This is a genomic window from Amycolatopsis sp. cmx-11-32, from assembly GCF_047608695.1.
Lineage (GTDB): Bacteria > Actinomycetota > Actinomycetes > Mycobacteriales > Pseudonocardiaceae > Amycolatopsis.
The window spans coordinates 258,412-272,104 of record NZ_JADNQN010000001.1 but is presented as its reverse complement, the minus strand read 5'-3'; the positions used below and the strand labels follow the sequence as shown (position 1 = coordinate 272,104).

At 67.4% G+C, this 13,693-nt stretch carries 19 protein-coding genes and 1 pseudogene; 11 read left to right on the top strand and 9 right to left on the bottom strand.

The genetic code is table 11. From position 1 onward, the window contains the following. Window position 1: 1 nt before the first annotated feature. Entirely contained in the window at window positions 2-418 is a 417-nt protein-coding gene (locus ACM6LR_RS01305; RefSeq protein ID WP_414935718.1) for a MarR family winged helix-turn-helix transcriptional regulator, read from the bottom strand. Between the two features lie 97 nt (window positions 419-515). Between ACM6LR_RS01305 and ACM6LR_RS01300 the strand changes: the two genes are divergently transcribed. Next, window positions 516-1,085, top strand: coding sequence for a flavodoxin family protein (locus ACM6LR_RS01300; RefSeq protein WP_414935717.1), 570 nt, complete (start codon window positions 516-518; stop codon window positions 1,083-1,085). Between the two features lie 3 nt (window positions 1,086-1,088). On the opposite strand, the gene ACM6LR_RS01295 is transcribed toward ACM6LR_RS01300, so the two are convergent. After that, window positions 1,089-1,868, bottom strand: coding sequence for an NAD(P)H-dependent oxidoreductase (locus tag ACM6LR_RS01295; RefSeq protein ID WP_414935716.1), 780 nt, complete (start codon window positions 1,866-1,868; stop codon window positions 1,089-1,091). Window positions 1,869-1,911: 43 nt separating this feature from the next. Between ACM6LR_RS01295 and ACM6LR_RS01290 the strand changes: the two genes are divergently transcribed. The 5 genes and pseudogenes from ACM6LR_RS01290 to ACM6LR_RS01270 all read left to right on the top strand — a co-directional run bounded on the left by ACM6LR_RS01290 (window position 1,912) and on the right by ACM6LR_RS01270 (window position 6,281). Beyond that, window positions 1,912-2,922: a GlxA family transcriptional regulator gene (locus ACM6LR_RS01290; RefSeq protein ID WP_414937051.1), complete on the top strand. Its 1,011-nt coding sequence runs from the start codon at window positions 1,912-1,914 to the stop codon at window positions 2,920-2,922. 59 nt (window positions 2,923-2,981) lie between these two features. Then, the gene (locus ACM6LR_RS01285) at window positions 2,982-3,680 is read left to right on the top strand and encodes a lysoplasmalogenase family protein (protein ID WP_414935715.1); all 699 of its coding nucleotides are present in this window, start codon (window positions 2,982-2,984) and stop codon (window positions 3,678-3,680) included. 66 nt (window positions 3,681-3,746) lie between these two features. After that, on the top strand, window positions 3,747-4,064 hold the full coding sequence (locus ACM6LR_RS01280; protein ID WP_414937050.1) for an ArsR/SmtB family transcription factor: 318 nt from the start codon (window positions 3,747-3,749) through the stop codon (window positions 4,062-4,064). Beyond that, entirely contained in the window at window positions 4,061-4,498 is a 438-nt protein-coding gene (locus tag ACM6LR_RS01275) for an SRPBCC family protein (RefSeq protein WP_414935714.1), read from the top strand. Before ACM6LR_RS01280 ends, ACM6LR_RS01275 begins: the two co-directional genes overlap by 4 nt. Before the next feature lie 19 nt (window positions 4,499-4,517). Next, window positions 4,518-6,281, top strand: a pseudogene (locus ACM6LR_RS01270) (S9 family peptidase). Here ACM6LR_RS01270 and ACM6LR_RS01265 read toward each other — a convergent pair. From ACM6LR_RS01265 to ACM6LR_RS01240, 6 genes are all read right to left on the bottom strand, one after another. After that, window positions 6,278-6,700 (bottom strand): VOC family protein, encoded by a 423-nt coding sequence (locus ACM6LR_RS01265; RefSeq protein WP_414943008.1) that lies wholly within the window; start codon window positions 6,698-6,700, stop codon window positions 6,278-6,280. The pseudogene ACM6LR_RS01270 and the gene ACM6LR_RS01265 sit on opposite strands and share 4 nt — an antisense overlap. A 66-nt stretch (window positions 6,701-6,766) precedes the next feature. Then, the gene (locus ACM6LR_RS01260; protein WP_414943007.1) at window positions 6,767-7,390 is read right to left on the bottom strand and encodes a LysE/ArgO family amino acid transporter; all 624 of its coding nucleotides are present in this window, start codon (window positions 7,388-7,390) and stop codon (window positions 6,767-6,769) included. 875 nt (window positions 7,391-8,265) lie between these two features. After that, the gene (gene trxA / locus ACM6LR_RS01255) at window positions 8,266-8,604 is read right to left on the bottom strand and encodes a thioredoxin (protein ID WP_414943006.1); all 339 of its coding nucleotides are present in this window, start codon (window positions 8,602-8,604) and stop codon (window positions 8,266-8,268) included. Further along, complete coding sequence (locus ACM6LR_RS01250) at window positions 8,605-9,000, bottom strand: MerR family transcriptional regulator (RefSeq protein WP_414935709.1); 396 nt, start codon at window positions 8,998-9,000, stop codon at window positions 8,605-8,607. An 87-nt stretch (window positions 9,001-9,087) separates the two neighbouring features. Next, window positions 9,088-9,483 (bottom strand): nitroreductase/quinone reductase family protein, encoded by a 396-nt coding sequence (locus tag ACM6LR_RS01245; RefSeq protein ID WP_414935708.1) that lies wholly within the window; start codon window positions 9,481-9,483, stop codon window positions 9,088-9,090. A 27-nt stretch (window positions 9,484-9,510) separates the two neighbouring features. Continuing rightward, window positions 9,511-10,161 (bottom strand): class I SAM-dependent methyltransferase, encoded by a 651-nt coding sequence (locus tag ACM6LR_RS01240; RefSeq protein WP_414943005.1) that lies wholly within the window; start codon window positions 10,159-10,161, stop codon window positions 9,511-9,513. A gap of 60 nt (window positions 10,162-10,221) precedes the next feature. On the opposite strand from ACM6LR_RS01240, the gene ACM6LR_RS01235 reads away from it, so the two are divergent. The 4 genes from ACM6LR_RS01235 to ACM6LR_RS01220 are packed head-to-tail and all read left to right on the top strand — an operon-like array spanning window position 10,222 to window position 11,595. Then, window positions 10,222-10,377, top strand: a complete 156-nt coding sequence (locus tag ACM6LR_RS01235; RefSeq protein ID WP_414943004.1) for a hypothetical protein — start codon at window positions 10,222-10,224, stop codon at window positions 10,375-10,377. A 5-nt stretch (window positions 10,378-10,382) separates the two neighbouring features. Then, window positions 10,383-10,820 carry an alpha/beta fold hydrolase gene (locus ACM6LR_RS01230; protein WP_414935705.1) on the top strand — a complete coding sequence of 146 codons (438 nt, stop codon included), beginning with the start codon at window positions 10,383-10,385 and terminating at the stop codon, window positions 10,818-10,820. Continuing rightward, entirely contained in the window at window positions 10,724-11,050 is a 327-nt protein-coding gene (locus tag ACM6LR_RS01225) for an alpha/beta fold hydrolase (protein ID WP_414937134.1), read from the top strand. Before ACM6LR_RS01230 ends, ACM6LR_RS01225 begins: the two co-directional genes overlap by 97 nt. Then, window positions 11,029-11,595 carry a histidine phosphatase family protein gene (locus ACM6LR_RS01220; RefSeq protein WP_414935704.1) on the top strand — a complete coding sequence of 189 codons (567 nt, stop codon included), beginning with the start codon at window positions 11,029-11,031 and terminating at the stop codon, window positions 11,593-11,595. Before ACM6LR_RS01225 ends, ACM6LR_RS01220 begins: the two co-directional genes overlap by 22 nt. Here ACM6LR_RS01220 and ACM6LR_RS01215 read toward each other — a convergent pair. Next, window positions 11,592-12,716: a C40 family peptidase gene (locus ACM6LR_RS01215; RefSeq protein ID WP_414935703.1), complete on the bottom strand. Its 1,125-nt coding sequence runs from the start codon at window positions 12,714-12,716 to the stop codon at window positions 11,592-11,594. The two genes, ACM6LR_RS01220 and ACM6LR_RS01215, sit on opposite strands and share 4 nt — an antisense overlap. A gap of 80 nt (window positions 12,717-12,796) precedes the next feature. Between ACM6LR_RS01215 and ACM6LR_RS01210 the strand changes: the two genes are divergently transcribed. Then, window positions 12,797-13,621 (top strand): biotin--[acetyl-CoA-carboxylase] ligase, encoded by an 825-nt coding sequence (locus ACM6LR_RS01210; RefSeq protein ID WP_414943003.1) that lies wholly within the window; start codon window positions 12,797-12,799, stop codon window positions 13,619-13,621. Window positions 13,622-13,693 lie beyond the last annotated feature (72 nt).

Below are 13,693 nucleotides of genomic sequence, written 5' to 3'. Positions count from 1 at the left end.
GTCAAACGCCGCGCAGGGCGGCTACCGCGCTCTTCAGTTCGGGGTCGGCGTGAGCCTTGTCGAGGGCCGCCGCCAAGACCTCGTGATAGGTCGGTTCGGTTTCGGCGTACCGTTTCCTGCCTTCCTTGGTGATGCACGAGTACACCCCGCGGCGATCGTTCTCGCAGGGGTCGCGTTCCGTCAGGCCGGCGTCTTCGAGGCGGACGACCATCCGGCTCACGGAACTCTGGTTGAGCCCGATCGCCTCGGCGAGTTCCTGCATGCGCAGGACACCCTTCTCGGTGGCGGCCAGCTTGCCGAGCGCGCGGAACTCGGAGAGTCCGAGTCCGTGCCGTCGTTGCAGTGCCTTCGCGAGTTCTTGCTCGATGCGCCCGTGCAGCGTGAGGACACGGCCCCATGCCTGTTCGTCGGCGGTCACGGCGACCTCCCTGGATTTGCTTGACACCAGGTTACATGCAGTGACAGCATCTGCTTGCACATACATGTACTTTGAAATCACTTCGGAGGGGATCGCGATGACCGACGATCGAAGCTTCCTGTTCCTGCTCGGGAGCGCCCGTGCGGGCGGCAACACGGAGATCCTGGCGAGGCGGGCGGCGAAGGAGTTGCCTCGCGCTGTGAAGCAGCGATGGATCCGGACGTCCGAGTTGCCGTTGGCGCCGTTCGTCGACCGGAAACACGACGGTGAGGAGTTCGTCCCGCCCGCCGGGAACGAGCGATCACTGTTCGACGCGACCATGGCTGCCACGGATCTGGTGATCGCGTCGCCGGTCTATTGGTACAGCGTGTCGGCATCGGTGAAGCTTTACTTCGACCACTGGGCGGGCTGGATGGACCAGCCGGAACTCCGCTTCAAGGAGCAGATGCGGGGTAAGACCCTGTGGGGGGTGAGCGCGCTCGCCGAGCAGCCGGAGCAGGCGGAACCGCTGATCGGAACCCTGCGTAAAACCGCCGAATATCTCGGAATGCACTGGGGCGGGCAGTTGCTCGGCAACGGGAGCCGTCCTGGCGACGTCCTGCTGGACGAGGGTGCGCTCAAGGCGGCCGAGACCTTCTTCGCCGGGGCGGATCTCGTGCGTGCCTGAGCTTCAAGACGTGTGGACGCCGATTCCGCTCCGGCCGGGGGCGAGGTCGTCGCGCAGCACGAGGTTCTCGTCGTAGTCGCCGCCGTTCTGAGAGCGGAACTGGATCGGGTCGCTTGTGGACAGTGCGCGCAGCCTGCCTCGCAGTGCTTCGGTGGTGGCGGCGTACTGCTCGGGAGAAACCCGGTCGGCGCCGCAGACCGTCAGCGGGGGAAGCACGGACATCCCGGCGTACCAAAGGGTTCCATGCTGCAGGGGGAACAACACCTCGTTGATCTCACCGTTCACGCCACGCGGTCCGATCGTGGCCTCCGGCGCGCCCGCGGTCAGCAGGACCATGGCGCGTTTTCCGGCCAACGCCCCTTCGCCGTAGCGCGACGTCCGGCCATCGGAACGCTGCACGCCGTAAGCGAAACCCTTGACGAAGACGCGGTCGAACCAGCCCTTGAGGATCGCGGGCATCCCGTACCACCACAGCGGGAACTGGACGATCACCGTGTCCGCCCACGCCAGTTTGTCGTGCTCGGCGCGGATGTCTTCACTCAGTTCTCCGGAGCCGAAGGCCTTCTTCGAGGTCGCGCCGACGATCAGCCGGTCGCCCTCTCGGTCGCCCTGTGCGGCGGAGCCGAAGTCTTCGGCGTCGACCACCGGGTTCCACTTCATCGCGTACAGGTCGGATTCCCGGACGTTCGCGCCCTGTTCGCGGAGCGTGCGCAATCCTTCGTCGCGCAGCGCGCCGCCGAGGGAACGGGGTTCCGGATGGGCGAAGATCCACAACACGTTCATGTCCTCAAGGTCTCTCGGCCCGTCCATCGATGCGAGTGGCTCGATGGCCAACATGTGCAAGAATCGAGCCATGGGCTTTTTCACGCGTCCGGGCCGCCATCGGGTCGCCGTCCTGGTCCGGCACGGAATGCTGGTGATGGAGCTGGGCATCGTCGTCCGGCTGTTCGGCACGGCAAAGGCGGCGGACGGCGAAGCGCTGTACGAGGTCGTCACCTGCACGCCGGAACCCGGGCAGATCCGCACCGACGCCGACGTCACCGTCTCGGTCCCGCTCGGGCCGGAGGTGCTGGCCGAGGCCGACACCGTCGTCATCCCGGCGTCGTCCACCGAATACGAGCCGACCGGGCAGGACCTCACCGAACCGCTCGCGCGGGCACTGGAGCTGATCCGGCCGGACGCCAGGATCGCGTCGATCTGCACGGGCGCCTTCGTGCTCGCCGCCGCGGGCCTGCTCGACGGCCGGAAGGCGACCACGCACTGGCGCTCGGCGCTGGACTTCCAGGCGAAATTCCCGAAGGTCGACCTCGACCCCAATGTGCTCTACACCGACGACGGCAAGGTCCTGACCGCGGCGGGGGTCGCGTCCGGCATTGATCTCTGCCTGCACATGATCCGCCGCGATCACGGTGCCGCGGTCGCGAACGAGGTCGCGCGCGGCACGGTCGTCTCGCCGCATCGGGAGGGCGGGCAGGCGCAGTTCATCCGGCGTCCGGTGCCGGAACCGCAGTCCTCGTCGACGGCGGCGGCGCGGGCCTGGGCGCTGGAGAACCTCGACCGGCCGCTGACCTTGCGCGAACTCGCGGCGAAGGAGTCGATGAGCACGCGGACGTTCACGCGGCGTTTCCGGGACGAGGTCGGGGTTTCGGCGTTGCAGTGGTTGACCCGGCAGCGGGTCGAACGGGCCCGTCAGCTGCTGGAAGAGACCGATCTGCCGGTGGACAAGATCGCGGCCGAGGCGGGGTTCGGCACGGCCGCGTCGCTGCGCCAGCATCTGCAGGCCGCGTTGGGTGTCTCACCGAGCGCGTACCGGAACACCTTCCGCGAGGCGGTTTAGGGACGACCGAGAGCTGACCTGCTGGTAACTTACCTGGAAATAAGTTCCGGAGGTCGCCAGTGAAAGTCCTCAAGTTCGCCGAGCGGGTGCTGTTCGGTGCCGCCGCGATCGGCACGGTGTACTCCGCCAGAATCGGCAACCGGCGGTTGCAGCTGGTGACGAAACCGGCCGCCGTCCCCGTGCTCGCCGCTCGTGTCGCCCGTGCGCAAACGCTTGCCCCAGGGGAGAAGGGCCTGCTCGTCGCCGCCTTGGTCGCAGCTGGTGCGGGCGACCACTTCATGGGCAGGTCTCACGAGGACCGCGAACTGATCAAGGGTGCGACGTCGTTCGGTGTGATGCAGGTGCTGTACTCCGCGTTCCTGTGGCGACGCGGCGCACGTCCGCGTGTGGCGACCGCGACACCTCGGCTCGGTGCGTGGGCCGCGGCCGCTGTCGCGATGACGCTCCCGAAGCCGTCTCCGGTCTCTTCGGTGCTTTCGGTCTACGGAGGCCTGCTGAGCGCGACGTCGACCCTCGCGGCCGATCCGGCATTGGCGCCGAAGGCTCGCGTATCGGGCGGGATGGCGGTCCCGTCGGACGATCGCCGGACCTGGCTCGCCGCCGGCGCGCTGCTGTTCTCCGTGTCGGACCTGGCGATTCTGCTCCGACGCAACTTCGTCACCAGTGAGCGGGTGCGGGCCAACCTCGAGACCTTCGTGCTGACCTCGTACCTGGCCGCCCAGTGGTTGCTCATCGAGGGCATGACCGCGGAGAAGTAAAAGTTAAGCATCTACTTGACTATTGCTCGGTGTGGGCGGATGGTTAAGCATGTGCCTAACCAACGGATGGATCAGGTGTTCAAGGCGCTGTCCGATGGGACGCGCCGCGAAATGATCGAGCGCCTCACCCGGGGACCAGCCTCGGTGGGGGAGCTCGCCCAGCCGTTGTCGATGTCGTTGCCCGCCGTGATGCAGCACCTCCAGGTGCTCGAAGCCTGCGGGCTGGTCCGGTCGGAGAAGGCGGGTCGCGTTCGCACCTGCCACCTCGAACCGGACGGCCTGCGGATGGCCGAGGACTGGCTCGGCGGGCAGCGCACCGGCTGGGAACACCGGCTCGATCGCCTTGGTGACTTTCTGAACTCCGCTGAAGGGAACGAGTCATGACCGTCAAACACGCCACCTTCACTCTCGAACGCGTCTACTCCGCTCCGCCCGAGCGCGTTTTCGCCGCTTGGTCCGATCCCGCCGCGAAAGCAGGCTGGTTCACCGTGCCCGGCGGCGGCCATTCCCTGGACTTCCGCGTCGGCGGCCGCGAAGTCACCACCGGCCCGCCCGATGACGGAAAACGGATGGCCTTCACGTCGCATTACAAGGACATCGTCGAAAACGAGCGGATCGTCTACACGTCAGCACTCTCCGCGAACGACGTCTTGGCGACAGTGTCCGTAACGACGATCTTGTTCGAAGCCGAGGCGGGTGGCACCCGGCTGACGCTGATCGAACAAGGCACGTTCCTCGACGGGCACGAAGAACCGAGCTGGCGGGAGCAGGGAACGGGCGACTGGCTCGACAAGCTGGGCAAAGCGGTGGCGCGGTAACTTCCGGCAGTATGGAGACATGCTGACCGCTGAGCTGATCGTCGACAGCCACTTCCCCTCGCAACCCGCGCTCTCCCCCGACGGGAAGTGGGTCGCCTACCAGGTCTCGACCATCACGAAAGGCGTCCCCGAGATCTGGCTCGCCGCTGTGGACGGCAGCGAAAAGCCGCGGAAGCTGACTGAAGGGTCCTCGCCCCAGTGGTCCACGGACGCCCTCTATTTCCTGAAGGACGGCCGTGTCTGTTCGCGGGACGAGGAGCTGTTCGCTTGGCAGAGTGAGATCTCCGGGTTCCTTCCGCTGCACGACCGGATCGTGTTCATCGCCGAGGACGAGACGCCCGCACCGGCCGTCTGGGTCTGGAGTGAGAGCCTTCGCCCGGCGCGGCTGCGGAGTTTCGACCCGCGGACCGGCGAGATCAGGACGCTGGTCGAAGACCACGTCGTCGCCGTCGCCCGCCGTCCGGACGACAAGGCGTTCGCTGTCGTCACCTGGCCGACGCCCGAACTCGACCCCGGCGGACTCGAACCCCGGCTTTCCGTGCTGGATTTGGAAACCGGTGTACGGCGTGACCTCGGTCAGGTCGCGGTCGAAGCCACCAGCCCCGTGTGGTGGCAGGACGAGGCCGGGTGGCACATCGCGTATCTCGGGACTCCGGAACTGGTGGGTGGCTGGGCGGTCTTCGACGTTTCCGTGGAAACAGGGGAACATCGGAACCTGACCGAGGAATCGACCTGCCCGGTCAAGCTCGCGCAGGTCGATTCCGGTGCTCCGCTGGTGCTCGTCGCCGACGGACTCGACACGGCCCTCCATCGGCTCGGGTCCGGCGAAGTGTCGTTCTGGCGCGGGCAAGCCGACGCGCTGGCCTCGAACGGCGAGATCGTGGTCACCGTGCTGAGTACCGCGTACCGGCCGAAAGATGTCCATTGTGGACCGGTGGGTGGGGCGTTGACGCGGGTCAGCGACACGGCGCCGGAGTTCGCCGGGATTTCGTGGGGCTCCCAGGAACGGCTGTCCTACAAGGCGTCCGACGGCCTCGCGTTGGACGGCCTGCTCGTTCTGCCGCCGGGGAAGACTCGGGCCGACGGGCCTTTCTCGCTGGTCACGCGGGTTCACGGCGGACCGTACGACCGGCACGCGGACTGCTTCATGCTCGGCTGGTTCCCGTCCGCGCAGTGGCTGGCCCTGGCAGGGCACGCCGTCTTCCTGCCGAATCCCCGTGGGGGACAAGGCCATGGGCATGAATTCGCCGCTTCCGTCGCGGGACGGGTAGGCCAGGAAGAATGGAGCGATCTCGAGACCGGGATCGATCTCCTCATCGCCGAAGGAGTGGCCGATCCGGAGCGGCTCGGGATCGTGGGCGGGAGTCACGGCGGATATATGACGGCCTGGGCCGTCGGGCAGACCCGCCGGTTCAAGGCGGCGCTGATGGTCGCCGGGATCTCTGACTAGGGAATGCTCGCCGCGACCGGTGAACTCGGTCCGCTGGTGGAATCCGCGCATAGCGGGAGTATCGGCTGGGAAGGGACAGGCCCGCACCGGCACGATCAGCTCAGCCCGATCTCGTACGCGTCGAAGATCAAGACCCCCGTGCTGATCGTGCACGGTGCGGAAGACACGAACGTCCCCTTGTCCCAAGCGGAATTCTTCCACCGCGCGCTACGCCACTTCGATGTCGAACACGACCTCGTCGTGTATCCCGGCGAAGGGCATTCGTTCCGCGGGCGGGAACACCAGCTGGACCTGCTCCGCCGCACCCGCGAATGGTTCGCGCGCTTGCTCTAGCTTGGCTGTCCGGGAATGTGTGTGCCGAAGGTCCATTCGTACCCTTCAAGGTCGTCGACTCGGCAGCGGTAGTTGCCCCATTCGGTGTTCGCCGGTTCCCAGACCTGCGTCGCGCCGGCTTCGATGGCGGAAGCGAAGACGGCGTCCACGGCCTCTCGCGTCGCAAGGCTGACGTAGAGGCCGTGGCCGACGGTCTCGCCCTTGCGGGTCGCGCGGTCGTAGTCGTCCTCGGCGCTGAACACGATGATGGAGGCTCCGCCAAGCCGCAGTTCTGAATGCTGGATCAGGCCCTTGTCGTCGGGGTACTCCATAAGGGTCTCGAAGCCGAAGGCGCTTTCGAGCCAGCGAAGTGCCTTCGGAGCGTCGCGGTAGGCGAGGTAGGAGTGGAGGGAGGCCGGGCGTTCAGCGGTTTCGGTCATGGGCACAGCCTCGCAATTAATGCGGACAACTATGGTCCTCGGTCATCGGCGATCTTTTCCGGAGGATCACCAGAGCAGGTGAACGCCGAGCACCGTGATCATCACGCTGGACGCGAGCGCGGTGATCAACCGCCCGCGTCGTCCGGTAAGTGCCTTGCCCAGTACCGCGCCGCCGCCCGCGAGGAACAACTGCCAGCTGGCGGAGGCCGCGAACGCCGCGATCACGAAGACCACGTGTTCCGCCCCGCTCGCGGCGGTCATGTCCTCGCTGCCGAGGACGAGTGCCGCGAAGTAGACCACCGTCGTCGGGTTCAGCAGCGTGATCCCGAGCAGACTCACGTAGGCCTTCAACGGGCCGATCGCCACCGGCTGGGTCACCTCGGCCTTCGCGGAGTCGCGATAATTCCGGATCCCGGTGAAGCCGATGTGGAGGGCCAGCCCGAGCAGTACCGCCACCGAAATCCAGCGCAGGGGTACGGCGATCGGCTGGATGACCGGGACGAGCCTGCTGCCGCCGAGCACCGCGATCAAGGCGTAGAGACCATCGGCCGTGGCGACGCCCAACGCGGCGTACACGCCGATCCTGAGTCCTGTCCTGGCCGTCAGCACCACCAGATAAGTCGCGACCGCGCCCACCGGTATGGCGATGCCATAGCCGGCGAGCAGGCCCGCGACGAACGCGGCGCTCATGGTCGAACTTCTGTCGGCCTCACACCGGTCACGGCCTGCTGCCACACCCGCACCCGTCGGACGGCGGAGGACGGCGGCAGGAAAGTGAGGGTCGAAGTCATGTGCTGAAGGATGCGAACGGATCGCTCCGCGCGCAACACAATTATGGCATCAGTCGATCCTTGCTCCCCCTTCTGCCCGCTGTCTTCCTCGCTCTGCCGGCCACTATGCACCAAGGGTCCGACAAAGTCGTGAGTGGTGACTCGGGTGCAACGTGGCGTGTGGTCACCCCGCGCTCGCCAGGCCGTGAAGGACTCCTTCACTGCCCTGATGATGCTGGGATAGTCGTGACGCCAGTGCCCCGTCTCGAAGTCCGTGAAGGCCTCCTTAAAGGACCCAGAGTCCCTCAAGGAGGCCTTCACGGACCCGCCACCTGATACGGCAACTTAACCTTCGTGCGAAGCGGTCGTCACGGGCGGCTTCGTTGCCACTGAGGGATTTCCGCGCAGATCGTTCGCGACCCCGGCATGTCGTCTTAAGTACAGGAAGGGGCCCTTTCTTGTGTCTAGCGCAAGGAAGGGGTTCCGCGCACAGAATTAGGACGCGCCAGTGCGCGAAGTGGGCGAAGGTACTTTGCGTAGATCGCCCGCCGAAGCATCGTGAGTCAATTCCCGGACCTGTCGTCATAGGTCCTTTCAGAACACTTCGCGCTCTCAAGCGACCTGTGATTACAGATGTTCGTCAGGTTTGACAGCGCACTGTTGCGGCCGTATCTGGCCAAAGGCGCCCATCGGGTGAACCTGACAAGTTCGCACATCACGGAATTGGTACTAGCGCATATGTTCGACTGGCGCTAATGTCGAAAGCGAGCAGCAAGACCGGGTGAAAGGAGGTGATCAGACGCCGGTCGTCTGCAGAGCGGAATCCAGGTCCGCCAGCAGCCGGGCTTTCGGCTTGGCGCCGACGGTCGTCCACACCGGACTCCCGTCGTGGAAAAGAATCAAGGTCGGCAGGGACATGACCTGGTAGTTCCTTGCCAAAAGCGGGTTTTCGTCGGAGTTCAGCTTGCGGATGATCAGCGCGTCGGCGCGCTCATCGGCGATCTCGGCGAGCACCGGCGCGATCATGTGACAAGGCGGGCACCACTGCGCCCAGAAGTCCACCAGGACGGGCTTGTCCTGTTCCAGGACGAGTTCTCGGAAGGTTTCATCGGTGACGACAGAAAGGGATGACATTCAGGTCTCCTCGTATTCCGGCACGACGACACACGGACCCGGCGGCGTTTTCAGCGCGCCCGCCAACTTGGCCAGCAGGCTGCCCCGCACGTCGTTGAGCCTGGACAGGCAGGCGTCCACCTCGGCGAGTTTGCGTTGGTAGACCTCGATCGAATCGGCGCACGAGTCGCCGGTCTCGTGACCGGCGCGCAGGCACTCGACGAAAGGCCGGGTGTCTTCGAGGCTGAGCCCGACCGCTTGCAGGGTCAGGATCTCGTTGACCAGACGGTAGTCGTCCTCGTCGTATTCCCGGTACCCGTTCGACGCGCGCCGTGCGTCGAGAAGTCCTTGTGACTCATAGAAACGCAGCGCGCGGGTGGTGGTTCCGGTACGCGCGGCGAGTTCGCCGATCCGCATGGTTCCGAGCGTAAACCTTGTCCTTGGCGTCAAGGCAAGAATCCTTGTCCGGATCGCCACGGCTGACCACGGTTGTGTCCGGATAGATCACTCGTCGAGATCGACTCGGATGGTGAGGAGGTTCGTGCCGATCGCCCGCACGGCGGCGCTGTTGAACCTGGGCAGGGCCTTCAACCGGGCGCGGGGATCGTCGTCTGGGAGCAGATGTGCCGTGCCGGTGTGCCACTGGCCCTTGAGCCGGACCCGGACACGTGGATCGGCCTGGATGTTGCGGACGTACTGCGACTTCTCGCCGAACTCCGAGACGATCCAGAACTCGCGGCCCACCCGGCGGCCATCGAGCGGCGTTTGCCGGGGTACCCCGGACTTGCGGCCGGTGGTCTCGAGGATCGACTGATTCGGCAGCCGGACGAGGAGCGGGTTCGCGACGTTCCGCTGAAACGTCGTGGCCACCCGGTGCTTGATCTCGTGAAAGCGCGACATGCTGCTCCAGAGGCTCGAAGAGGAGGTCTAGGTCAAGGTTGCCCGGCGCAACAGCAGCGTGCACCGCTCGCTGGGATGTTCGAAGCCGGCGTGCGGTCCGCGGTCGAGGCGGGCGACGAGGTCGAAGCCCGCGGTGCGCGACGCCGACACCTCGGCGTCCGGATCGAGGAACCGGAAACTCAGGTCGACATCGCGACCCCACCAGGTGCCAAGGGTCTTCACCCCGCCGGACGGGAAGTCGGGATCACGGACATGAAAGGAGAGCAGGGCGTACGCGCCGGGCCGCAGAACCCGGGCGAATTCGTGATAGGCCGCCGCCCGGTGGTCGTCGTCGAGATGGATGGTCGCGTAGAGGCAGACCAGTCCGTCCAGTGCCGCGACTCGCAGGGGTAACGCCGTCATGTCCGCGGCACAGGCCGGTAGCGAGGTGCGGCGCCGGACGGCCGCGCACATCGCGGTCGAGAGATCCAGGCCGACGACTCGCGAGCCTCGGGAGGCCAGATAAGCGGCGACCTGTCCAGGGCCGCAGCCGATGTCGGCGACCGTTCCTTCGCGGACCAGTTCGGCGAAAGCGTCGAGCAGGGCGCGGTCCAGGGGCTTGTGCCGGAGTTCGTCACCGAGTTCCTCGGCGTACCGGTCGGCCACCAGGTCGTAGCTCCGGCGCGTCTGGTCGGTCATGATCGTCGACGGTACTGGAACTCACCCGGTTTTCGTCGGCCGCGTCAGTACGCTCGGCTCATGGTGAACGAGTCCGACGTGGACTTGGGGGATGGGACCACAGTGCACACGTACGACACGGGCGGGGCCGGCCCGGTGGTCTCCTGGCGCTACGGAACCCCGAACATCGGTGCTCAGCCGGCGCCGCTGTTCCCGCCGCCGAACTGCTCGGGCTGAGGTGGGTGTCCTACGACCGGCCCGGCTATGGCGGCTCGACGCCCCGGCGGGGAAGGAACGCCGCCTCGGTGGCGGGCGATGTCGCGCAGATCGCCGATGCCCTGAAGATCGAGAGGTTCGCGGTCTTCGATCATTCCGGTGGCGGCCCGCACGCGCTCGCCTGCGCGGCTCTGCTCCCGGAACGCGTTTCGGCGGCGGTCGGCGTCGCGAGTATGGCTCCGCGCGACGGGGAAGGGCTCGACTGGTTCGAGGGAATGGGCAGGGTGGGTGTCGAATCGTTGACCGCGGCCTTGGCCGGACGAACGGAAAGGAGGCATACGAGGCATCGGCGGAGTACGACCCCGAGATGTTCACCGCGTCGGATCACGCGACCCTGTCGGGCGACTGGCAGTGGTTCCTCGATGTCGTCGGCCCGGCGCTCGAAGGCGGGCCGGGTGGGTTGATCGATGACGATCTCGCGTACGTCGCGCCGTGGGGGTTCCAGCCGTCCGACGTCAAGGCGCCGGTTCTGCTTCCGCACGGTGGCGCGGACCGGATCGCGCCGTTCGGACATGGCGAGTGGCTCGCTCGGCGGATCGCCACGGCCGAGTTGCGCGCGTATCCCGAGGACGGGCACATCTCGATCCTCCGCCACGGAGAGTCCGTGCTCGAATGGCTGGCAGAGCACGCTTGACCTGCGACATCGTTCTCGTCCGGCACGCCGAGTCCGTTCCGCCCTCGCCGGGGGAACCCGACGACCCGGATCGGCCCCTGACGGCGGCGGGTGTGGCGGCCTCGGAACTCCTCGCGCACGAACTCGTCGCGATGAACCCGACGGCGGTGGTGTCGAGTCCGTACCGGAGAGCGGTCTCGACGGTCGCACCCGCGGCCAGGAAGGCAGGGCTCGAAGTCACCATGCGCTGGAAGCTGCGTGAATGGGACTCGGGACTGGAGCCGACGGCGGACTACGCCGTGCACCACGAGCGCAGCTGGGCCGATCCGGACTTCGCTCGGCCGGGCGGTGAAAGCCTGCGGCAACTGACGACACGGGCGATGGCCGCTGTCGGGGAGATCGCGGATCAGCACTTCGGCGGCGTCGTCCTGGTGGGCAGTCACGGTACGTTCGTGTCCCGCCTGCTGGCCGGGCTCACCCCGGGAATCGGCTGGCCGTTCTCGCGGGACATGCCGATGCCCGCCGTCCACCGGCTGCGTTGGCGCCGAGACGGCCCCGTTCTTTAGGCCGACGGCCGTCCCGCGCCGGTGTAGTCGTCGCCCTTCGAGTGATACGTGTGGATCTGGATCGCCTGGCCCTGGGTGGGCGCGTTGATCATCAGGCCGTTTCCCAGATAAAGCCCGACGTGATGGATCCGCGTCGCCGGGTTCCCGTAGAACACGAGATCGCCGAGTTTCGGTTCCTGTCCACCGGGGACCTGCGGCAGGGCCCGGAACTGGCTGTCCGCGGTCCGCGGAAGCCCGACTCCGGCTTCGTCGTAGGACGCCTTGGTCAGCCCGGAGCAGTCGAAGCCCGCCGCGCCCGCCTCCGGCCCGTTGCCGCCCCACACGTACGGGAGCCCCAGCTGGCCGAGGGCGAACCTGGCCGCCTTCACCGCGGGGCTGGAGGCTCGCGCCGGGTCGAGGGACAGGGTCGCGTACAGCTGGGCGTTGCCCAGAACGCGCTGGCGGAACAGTTCGGCTTCATTGCCCTTGCCGCCCTGGTAGCCGGCGATCGCCTTCCACCAGCCGTTGCCGCCGCCGAGGTCGGCCCCGGAGGCGCACAGCGCGCGACCGGCGGCGACAGCGGCGGAATCGGGGTCGGCGAGCGCGGGTTTCGCGATCCCGGGAATCGACGTGCCGTGCTTCTTCCACTGCTGTGCCGACAGGCCGAGGGGGTTGTCGCCGCCACGTCCGTGGTTCGAGCTCGCCGCGCCGACTCCGGCAAGGGTGACCCAGGACAGATGACAGTTCGGCTGCTCGCCGCGCAGCGCGAGCTCGCCGTTCGCATAGCCGATCAGCGACTTCGCCGGGATGTCGAGCGACCCGGCGAGCTTGTTGGCCCACTCTTCGAGCGGCCGGGCGCCCTTCGGCGTCTCCTGGGCCTTGACCGGCGCGCTGACTTCGAGGACCGACGGGCCCGCGCCGCCGCCGACGGTGGCCGGGTCCTGGTTGGCGGCGGGGAGCGGGGCCTGCTGGATCCCGCCGGCAGGCGCCGGATCGTCGCCGCCCGCGAGCAGCCAGCCCGCCGTCGCGAGCCCCGCGACCAGCGGGAGGGCGACCAGGCTGCGCATCGCCACACCATGGGCCCACGACTTCTTCTTCGGGCCGGTTTCGGGCACGCTCGTGGCGGACTCGGGCTCGGTCACGCCGTCCAGGTTATTGGAGACCACCTCTGCGTAACGAGCGAACGTCTTGCACGTTAGGGGGACTCTCATATTCTGGACAAATGAGTGAGACGGGAGCGCTCGACGCCGAGCGTCTGAGTGCCGCGCTGTCCGGCCGGTATGCCGCGATCCAGGTCGTGGCAAGCACCGGGTCCACCAACGCCGACCTGCGGGAAGCCGCCGCGAGGGGGGCCGAGGACCGCACCGTGCTGATCGCCGAAGAGCAGACGGCAGGTGTCGGCCGCCGCGCCCGGCGGTGGTCCTCGCCGAAGGGAGCGGGCCTCTACGTCAGCGTTCTGCTGCGTCCGCGTGGGGTCCCGTTCGCCACCTTGGGTTCACTTTCCGTGGTCGCCGGCCTCGCGGTGCGGGAGGTCGCCGCGAACCTCGGCGTCGACGCCGTCCTCAAGTGGCCGAATGACGTCCTCGCCGGGCCGGAGCACGCCAAATGCGCGGGCATCCTGGCGGAGGCGGTCGCCGGAGAGGAGGCCACCGTGGTGCTCGGCATCGGCCTGAACGTGCTGCCGTTGGGCGAGAACGTCCCCGCCGGGCCCGGTGGCCTGCCCGCGACCTCGCTGGCCGAGCAGGGGGCGACGGAGACCGATCGCGCCGAGATCGCCGCGCGGCTGCTCACCGGTTTCGACGAACTCGAACACCGCTGGCGGCTCGCCCGTGGGTCATTGGCCGAGGCGGGCCTGCTCGGGGACTACCGGCGGCATTGCGCCACGCTGGGCCAGGACGTCGAGGTCCAGCTGCCCGACGGTTCGGCGCTGACCGGCCGCGCCGCCGACATCGATCCCGCCGGCCAGCTCCAGGTCGACGTTCCCGGTGGTGAGCGGTACACGGTGTTCGCCGGGGACGTCGTCCACGTAAGGCCCGCCAAGGCTTGATCCGGAGGTCTCGATTTTCGGCGCCTCCTCGTCCGCCGAGACCGTTCGCCGGTACGGTGAGCCCACCAGCGC